The sequence below is a fragment of the Frankia sp. CeTa3Moorea genome, assembly GCF_978021225.1.
Genome location: NZ_CDXDOR010000024.1, coordinates 38,474 through 46,492, shown reverse-complemented (window position 1 = coordinate 46,492; position 8,019 = coordinate 38,474). Strand labels below are relative to the sequence as shown.

Genomic DNA, 8,019 nt, shown 5'->3' with positions numbered 1-8,019 from the left:
CCCTACGACGGGGTCGCCTCCGTCGCGGTGGGAACCGTGTTGTGGGCCATCGCCGCGCTGGTCCTGGCGTTCTTCCTCGACGACCTGCGGGACGACGGCCGGCTCTGGTGGTTCGCGACGGCGATCTGCGGCTTCGTCCTCGGGCTCGCCGGCCTGTGGATCGTGATCCGCCGCCGCAACCGGCTGCGGGCGCGGGGAACCCCCGACCACACGGATCGATAGTCCAGCGACCGGAACCCACCGGCGCGGCTCAGGTCTCGTCGAGGTCGTCCTCCGCGGCTCGGAAGGCGGCACCGTCGGGGTCGCGCAGCGCCGCGGCCAGCGCATGCCGCCGGTCCCACTGCCCGCCGCGCCAGGCCAGGGCCCGCGCGAGCGCGTCCGAGCCGGCCTCGGCATCCACGTGGATCTCGCCGCCGATCCCGCCGAGTACCCGCCAGGGCACCCGGGTCGGCCGGCCGGCGAGATCCTCGACCAGCAGCGGGTCGTGAACCCGGTACGGTGTGCCGTCCGGTGCCTGCCGGGCCTCGCCGGGGCCCGCCGAGACGATCTCGCAGGTGCCCGCCTCGGCGGCGAGGCGCACGCCGAGGACGTGGGCCACCTCGGCCGCCCGGTCCAGCGGGAGACGCAGCCCGAAGCGGTCCGCGCCGAGCAGCCCCAGCATGTCCGGTGCGTCCACCACCACGACGTCGGCGCAGGCCCGGACGCCGTCCGGGGTGCGGACGGTCAGCGGCGGGTCGAACCGCCCGTCGTGGGCGGAACCGTCCGGCGCCGTCAGGACCCGGGCCACCGCGTCGACCGCGGCGATGTACAGCGTCCGAGCCGCGGGCCATGGTACGTCCCGGTCGACGTCGCCCAGCCGGTCGAGCAGGTCCATCACCGCGCCCAGGTCGCCGAGGACGTCCTCCAGCGTCAGCCGGCAGCCGAGGTGGCGCAGGAACTCGTCGTCGACCCCCGGGAGCGGTGCCGCCGGCGCGAACAGCCCGGTGAGCAGGGGGTCCGCGTCGGGTAGGACGAGCTCGCCCGGAGGCAGAACCCTGCCGTCCCGGTGCGCCGGGTGTTCCGCGGAGCGCTCCGCCGGGTGTCCCGCGGAGTGGGGCGCCCGGCCGTCGCCACCGACGGGCAGCACCGCGTGTCGCGCCAGCCACCAGCGCGTATAGGACGGCTCGGGGGCGAACACGACGTCCCGCAACGGTGGTCGGGCGAGCTCGGCGAGCGCCTCGGGCCAGGCGGCCCGGTCGACGAGTTCGAGGTCGCGTACCGCCGCGAACACCCCGATCATGGCGGGTGCCGGTGGCCCGCCGGGAGGCGGCCGACGCAGGTTCGCCGAGCCGCCCGGCGCACCGTGGTCGTCCGCCGTGACGTCGTCAACCCAGGTGTCGCTGTCGTCGAGGTCGAGCAGGATCTGCTCGTCGGGATCCAACGGCAGGTCGTGGGCGTGCAACACCCCGAAGGTATGCAGCACACCGACCTTCGCCAGCACCTCGGCGGGCCAGGCCCGCGCGACCTCGGCGCTCAGGGTGCCGAAGGGTGCGTCCTCGGCGAGCACCCGATCCAGGGGGCCTCCCTGGATCAGCAGCTCGCCGGCCGGGGTGAAGCCACCGTCGCCGTCCGGCAGCAGCAGCTCGTCGAGCCAGCTCAGGTCGGCCGTGGACTCCTCGCTCGCGTCCCGGGCCAGCGCCAGCACCGCGTTCGCCAGGGCGGTGAGATCATCGGGATCGTCCTCCGGATCGGCGTCCAGGACCGCCTCGCGTACCGCCGCATCCCGTAGGACACTCGCCGGAGTGCCCTCAAGCGCGCCGAGGGTGCGCAGGGCATCCCGCGCCGCGTCCTGGGCGCAGGCGTCGGGATGTACGATCCGCAGCGGCAGCCCCGATCGGGCCAGCGCGACGATGTCGAGGTCGGCGGTGGGCAGCAGGGTCCCACGCGGACCGGTGACCATCCGCGTCCGCAAGGCGCTGGACCCGGCTGCGCCGCTCGGCTCGGTGCCCTCCCAGGGCGCGGGAACCTCCGCGACCGGTACCGGAAGCGCGCCGAGCGCGTCCCGGTCCGGCGCCCCGACCAGGAGCGGATAGAGACGTCCCCACCAGTGTGGCGGGCGGGACACCCCGGAGAGCAGCTCGACCAGGGCGGCGCTGTCCACCCGTCGAACGCCCAGGGTGGAGAGTGCGGTACGCCACCGGCGGGCAGCATAGGCCGCCGGGAGCAGGCCGGGAACCTTCCCAGCGACCTTCGCCGCGACCTTCGCCGCGACGGTGTCGTCACCATCCGGACCCGCCCCGTCCGTGCCGGCGATCTCGGCCGGGTCGGCCCCGGTCCAGGAGGAGCGCAGCAGCTCGGTGACCGCATCGGTCGCGGGGCCGAGATCGCAGACGGAACAGTCCCGGCCACGCAGACCGCCGGGCAGTAGCGCCGCGTCCGGGAGAAGTCGGGTCAGCGCGTCCCGTAGCCTGCCGTCGACCTCGCCCACCGGCAGCCCCGTCGGCACGAGGGCCAGCGCGGCCAGCGGGTCGCCAGGCGTCTCGTCTGGATCCCTGCCGGCGTCTGGGTCCCTGCCGGCGTCTGGGTCCCCGTCGGCGTCTGGGTCCCCGTCGGCGTCTGGGTCCCTGCCGGCGCCCAGGTATTCGGCCAGCGCCACGGTGGCCGCGCTCAGCTGACCGGTGAGCCAATCCCGTAATGGACCCGATACCGTGTGTCGACGCGAGGGATCCAATGGCAGTTCGACGCTCGCCAGGATCGGCAGCGAGATCGGTTCGTCCGTCGGCTGAGGTGCCCGCACGACCCGGGCGACGCCCTTGGGCCATCCGTCGTCGCGGACCATGACCCGGGCGGTGAAGCGGTTCCGGCCGCGCTCCTCTACCGGGCGGTCGGCCAGCAGGCTGGCCGGGATCATGCCGCTACGGGCGATGCCGCGCCAGCGCTCGCCGTTGAGATCGGCGATCTCCACGCGCGTCGACGCCGCGCTCGACCCGGGCTGGGGTGAGCCGCCCCCGCGGATCCATCGACAGGTGATCGTTCGAACGGTCCCGTTGACGTCGACCACGATCTCGCTGGGACCGCCGAGGACGAGCGGCAGGGTCGGATCGAGCCCGGCCAGCAGATCCCGGGCCGCCGTGGCCGCCGCGACGTCCCGCAGCGGGAGGCGGACCACGCTGTCGTAGCCGTCCGGCGGTGCAGGCGGCGCGGGAAGATCGAACGGTAGCCGGAGGATGGGTACCGCCCCGTCGCGCCGGGCCAGTTCTTCGGTCAGGCCCGGCGCCGGCGCCGTGGTGCCGCAGCCGCCCACCCCCGCGGCCGTCACGGCCTCGATCACCCTGCTCTTCGACCAGGTGACTCCGGACGCCCCCCCGCCCGGGCGGGACCGGGAGACGATCGAGGGATCGTCGCTCACCGCGAGCACCGCGGCGAATCCTGCGCCGAACCGCCCTACCGACGTGGTGTCCCGTTTCGCCGAGGCACGCAGGGTCGACAGCGCCTCCACCCCCGCCGGGCTCAGCGGTGCCCCCGTGTTGGCGATCTCCAACAGGCCGCCGGGACCGGCGCCGGTCTTCGAAACATCAGGAGCATCCGGAGTAGCTAGAACGTCTGGGGCATCTAGAACGTCCGGGGCATCCGGTGCATCTGGCGTGTCCGACTCCGAAGCGGAGGTGCGCAGCCGCAGGTACACCCGGGCCGGGACGCCGGCCTCACGCGCGGCGTCGACCGCGTTCTGCACAAGTTCGACGACGAGGCGGTCGCGGTAGGCGCCGAGAGCCGCGTCCTCCTCGGCATTGGCGTCTTCCCGGAAGCGGGCCGGGGAGGCGGCCCAGGCGTCAAGAACCCGCTGCCGGATCGCGGCGGTTCCGTACTCGTCGGCGGGAGCGCGCGGGATCGTCACTGGCATCTGTCCATACTCGTCTTCCCGCCCGGCAGGGCGGGGGGTCGGGTCCGGCACGCCGGCGCGCGCGGACAGCCGGATATGACCGCGTACTGGTTTGTACCTGGTGGTACCTGGTGGTACCGGGCAGGATGGGATACCCGGCCGGGACGCGGTGCCGGGCAGGATGGAGGGATGCCACCCCGTGGACGCCGCCAGGATCCCCTGGTGACCGGTACCGAGCTGGCCGCGACGTTGGCGGACCAGTGGCAGCGGATCGTCGATGCGGTGAGTGTCCTGCCCGACGGGACTCTCGGGGCGCCGAGTCCGCTGCCCGGCTGGGCGGTCGGCGACCTCGTCCTGCACGTCTCCCGTTCCGCGACCGCGCTCACCGAGGCCCTGGCCCCCGCGGTCCCGGCGTCCCGGCGCACGACGGATCTCGTCACGGCGAGGGATCTCGTCACCGCGAGGGATCTCGTCACGGCGAACGGCTACCTGACGGGCGCCGGAACCCGGGCGGAGGCCGTCGCGGACACCGCCCGCTCGCTGGCGGCAAACCGTGGGCCGGCCGAGATCAGAGGCCGGCTGGCCGGCGAGGTGTCGGCCGCGGTGGCCGCCATGGCCGCGGCGACTCAGGAAGCGGTGGTCCCGACGCCGGGCGGCCCGATGCGACTGGCGGAGTTCCTGCGCACCCGAGCGGTCGAGGCGGTGGTGCACGGCCTCGAGCTAGGCGTCACGCCGGCCCGGGGGGCGCTCAAGGCGGCGACGAAGGTGTTCGCGGAGATATTCGCCGAGCGGGCACCCGGACGCTCGGTGGAACTGCGGGTGCCGCCGTTCACGGCCGTGCAGATCGTCGAGGGTCCACGCCATACCCGGGGCACACCGCCGAACGTCGTCGAGGCCGAACCCGTCGCCTTCGTCCTGCTGTGCGCGGGCCGCCTGCCGTGGGCCGAGGCGGTGGCCGACGGCCGGGTCGCGGCCAGCGGCGAGCGCGCCGACCTCAGTTCCTACCTGCCCCTCCTGTAGGTGCGGGTTGGCTGGGCCGGATGATCTACCAGGGACGATCTGGTCCGTCCGGGGCATGCGCGCACAACGGCCGATGCGCGTCCTCACTGCTAGCGTGGTGGGAGGTAGCTGCCGGGGCGAGGCGGTGGTCGGAGTGGTCGGCGCGTCTCGGCACGTCGGCGGACGAGCCCGGCACCTCTATAGTCCCGCATGGTCCCGCGCGAGATCGTCCGCATTCTTCGGTATCCCTGACCTGTCGAGGAGTCCTGGTGCCAGACGTCGCACCCCGCTTCGGCGCTATCCCCGGCTGGGAATCCGACCTCTCCGACGAGCCGGGGCCGCGTGACGCCTGTGGTGTGTTCGGGGTGTGGGCGCCCGGCGAGGACGTGGCGAACCTGGCCTACTACGGCCTGTACGCGCTGCAGCACCGCGGTCAGGAGGCCGCCGGCATCGCGGTCGGGGACGGCCGGACTGTGGTGGTCTTCAAGGAACTGGGGCTCGTCGCTCAGGTCTTCGACGAGGTCACCCTGTCCAGCCTGAGCGGCCATGTGGCGGTCGGCCACACCCGGTACTCGACGACGGGCTCTTCTACCTGGGAGAATGCCCAGCCGTCGTACCGCACCGCCCGCTTCGGCGGCCCCATCGCGCTCGGGCACAACGGCAACCTCACCAACATCGTCGAGCTCGCGCGGACGCTCGGCGCGGAGCGGGACCGCCTACGGGCGACCACCGACTCGGACCTCATCACCGCCATGCTCGCCGACCATCCCGGCCCGACCCTCGTCGACGCGGCGATGGACGTGCTGCCCCGGCTGACCGGGGCCTTCTCGCTGGTCTTCTCGGACGCCTCGACGCTGTATGCCGCCCGGGACGCGCACGGGATCCACCCGCTCGTGCTCGGCCGGCTCGATGGCCATCCCGACGGCGCGTGGATCGTCGCCAGCGAGACGGCTGCCCTCGACATCGTCGGCGCCACTCTCGTGCGGGAGATCGTTCCCGGTGAGCTGGTCGTTATCGACGCCGAGGGGATGCGTTCTCGCACGTTCGCCCGGCCCGATCCGCACGGCTGCCTGTTCGAGTACGTCTATCTCGCCCGCCCGGACACGTCGATCGCCGGACGCTCCGTGCACGCCACCCGGGTCGACGTCGGCCGGCAGTTGGCCCGCGAGGCGCCGGTGGAGACCGACCTGGTCATCCCCGTGCCGCAGTCCGGGGTACCCGCCGCGGTCGGCTACGCGGAGGAGTCGGGCATCCCGTTCGGTGAGGGCCTGGTCAAGAACTCCTATGTCGGGCGCACCTTCATCCAGCCCTCGCAGACGATCCGGCAGCGCGGGATCCGGCTCAAGCTGAACCCCCTGCGGGACGTGATCGAGGGGCGTCGCCTCGTCGTGGTGGACGACTCGATCGTCCGCGGCAACACGCAGCGCGCGCTGGTGCGCATGCTGCGGGAGGCCGGCGCGGCCGAGGTCCACATCCGGATCTCCTCGCCGCCGGTACGGTGGCCCTGCTTCTACGGCATCGACTTCGCGACCCGCGCCGAGCTGATCGCCAGTGAGGCGGGCATCGAGGAGATCAGAACCTCTCTCGGGGCCGACTCGCTGGCCTACGTCTCGTTGGAGGGCCTCATCGAGGCCTCCCGCCAACCGGCCGGCACGCTCTGCCGGGCTTGCTTCGACGGCGTGTACCCGGTTCCGCTGAACGATTCCGACAAGCTCGGCAAGCATCGGCTGGAGGCGACGGGCGGCGCGGAGACCACCGAGGACATGATCGCCGAGGCGCTGCGGCGCGGCGTGACGCTGGGCATGAACGGTGCCGATCCCTCCCCGGACAGCCACGACGCCGAGCCCGAGCTTGAGCCCGAGCCCCAGCCCCAGCCGGCCGGGGTGAGGCCCGCATGAGCGGTGGATTGAACTCGTACCGGGCGGCCGGGGTCGACGTGGCCGCGGGCGAGCGTGCCGTCGAGCTGATGCGTGGTCACGTCGCGCGCGCCACCCGGCCCGAGGTCGTCGGTTCGCTCGGCGGATTCGCCGGCCTGTTCGCGCTGGACACGGCGCGGTACCGCCGGCCGCTGCTCGCCTCGTCGACCGATGGTGTGGGTACCAAGATTGCCGTTGCCCGGGCCCTGGACACGCACGGCACCGTGGGTATTGATCTGGTCGCCATGGTCGTCGACGACCTCGTGGTGTGCGGCGCGGAGCCGCTGTTCCTGCTCGACTACATCGCGTGCGGCTCCCTGGTCCCCGCGCGCGTGGCCGAGATCGTCTCCGGCATCGCAACCGGCTGCGAGCAGGCGGGGGCGGCGCTGGTCGGCGGGGAGACCGCCGAGCACCCCGGGCTCATGGGTAGCGACGACTACGACCTGGCCGCGACGGGGGTCGGGGTCGTGGAGGCCGACGACGTGCTCGGGCCGGAGCGAGTCCGGCCCGGGGACGTGGTGGTCGCGATGGCATCATCCGGCATCCACTCCAACGGCTTCTCGCTCGTACGGCATATCTTGTTCGGTCCCGTCGATTCTGGCCAGCCAGGTGGGATTCCCGAGACCGCACGGGAGGATCTGGAGTCATACGTCCCGTCCCTGGGGGGCACGCTGGGCGCGTCCCTGCTGGTTCCGACCCGCATCTATGCCCGGGACTGCCTGGCGCTGGCCGCGGCTGTCGAGGTGCACGCCTTCGCCCACATCACCGGCGGCGGTCTCGCGGCGAACCTCGCCCGGGTCATCCCGCCGGGCCTGCTGGCCACGGTGGACCGGGCGTCGTGGTCAGTGCCCCCGATCTTCGGTCTGCTCGCCGAGCGCGGCGGGGTGACCCAGGCGGACATGGAAGCCACCTTCAACCAGGGAGTCGGCATGGTGGCGGTCCTGCCGGCCACTGCGGTCGCCGACGCTCTCGCGCTGCTCGCCGCGCGGGACGTGCCGGCCTGGGTGGTAGGGGAGGTCGGCGCGGCGGGCGCTCCGGAGCCAGCCGGCGTGGCCAGGGCTCGGTTCGTCGGCCGGCATCCACGCTGAGGCGGCCCCTCCGGGGGCAGCACGTCCGGGCAGGGCACCCCCCTGGGCAGGGCAACCCCCTGGGCAGGTTGGGCAACCTGTCCGGGCAGCCTGGGCTGATCAGGAGTGAACTGGCGAAGAAGCATGCAGCGCAGCCAGGATCACGGCAGCACGTTAT

Annotated in this window: 5 protein-coding genes; 4 read left to right on the top strand and 1 reads right to left on the bottom strand. The window is 73.3% G+C overall.

The genetic code is table 11. The features are described 5' to 3' along the window. On the top strand, window positions 1–222 hold a 222-nt coding region (locus AC08OV_RS07170; RefSeq protein WP_476614582.1), incomplete at its 5' end, for a DUF2530 domain-containing protein. A gap of 28 nt (window positions 223–250) precedes the next feature. On the opposite strand, the gene AC08OV_RS07165 is transcribed toward AC08OV_RS07170, so the two are convergent. Continuing rightward, on the bottom strand, window positions 251–3,880 hold the full coding sequence (locus AC08OV_RS07165; protein ID WP_476614583.1) for a sacsin N-terminal ATP-binding-like domain-containing protein: 3,630 nt from the start codon (window positions 3,878–3,880) through the stop codon (window positions 251–253). Window positions 3,881–4,081: 201 nt separating this feature from the next. Between AC08OV_RS07165 and AC08OV_RS07160 the strand changes: the two genes are divergently transcribed. The 3 genes from AC08OV_RS07160 (at window position 4,082) to purM (ending at window position 7,862) form a co-directional block, all read left to right on the top strand. After that, window positions 4,082–4,879, top strand: coding sequence for a sterol carrier family protein (locus tag AC08OV_RS07160; protein ID WP_476614584.1), 798 nt, complete (start codon window positions 4,082–4,084; stop codon window positions 4,877–4,879). A 248-nt stretch (window positions 4,880–5,127) separates the two neighbouring features. Continuing rightward, on the top strand, window positions 5,128–6,756 hold the full coding sequence (gene purF, locus AC08OV_RS07155) for an amidophosphoribosyltransferase (protein ID WP_476614585.1): 1,629 nt from the start codon (window positions 5,128–5,130) through the stop codon (window positions 6,754–6,756). Then, on the top strand, window positions 6,753–7,862 hold the full coding sequence (gene purM / locus AC08OV_RS07150) for a phosphoribosylformylglycinamidine cyclo-ligase (protein WP_476614586.1): 1,110 nt from the start codon (window positions 6,753–6,755) through the stop codon (window positions 7,860–7,862). The genes purF and purM overlap by 4 nt, the downstream gene beginning before the upstream one ends. Window positions 7,863–8,019 lie beyond the last annotated feature (157 nt).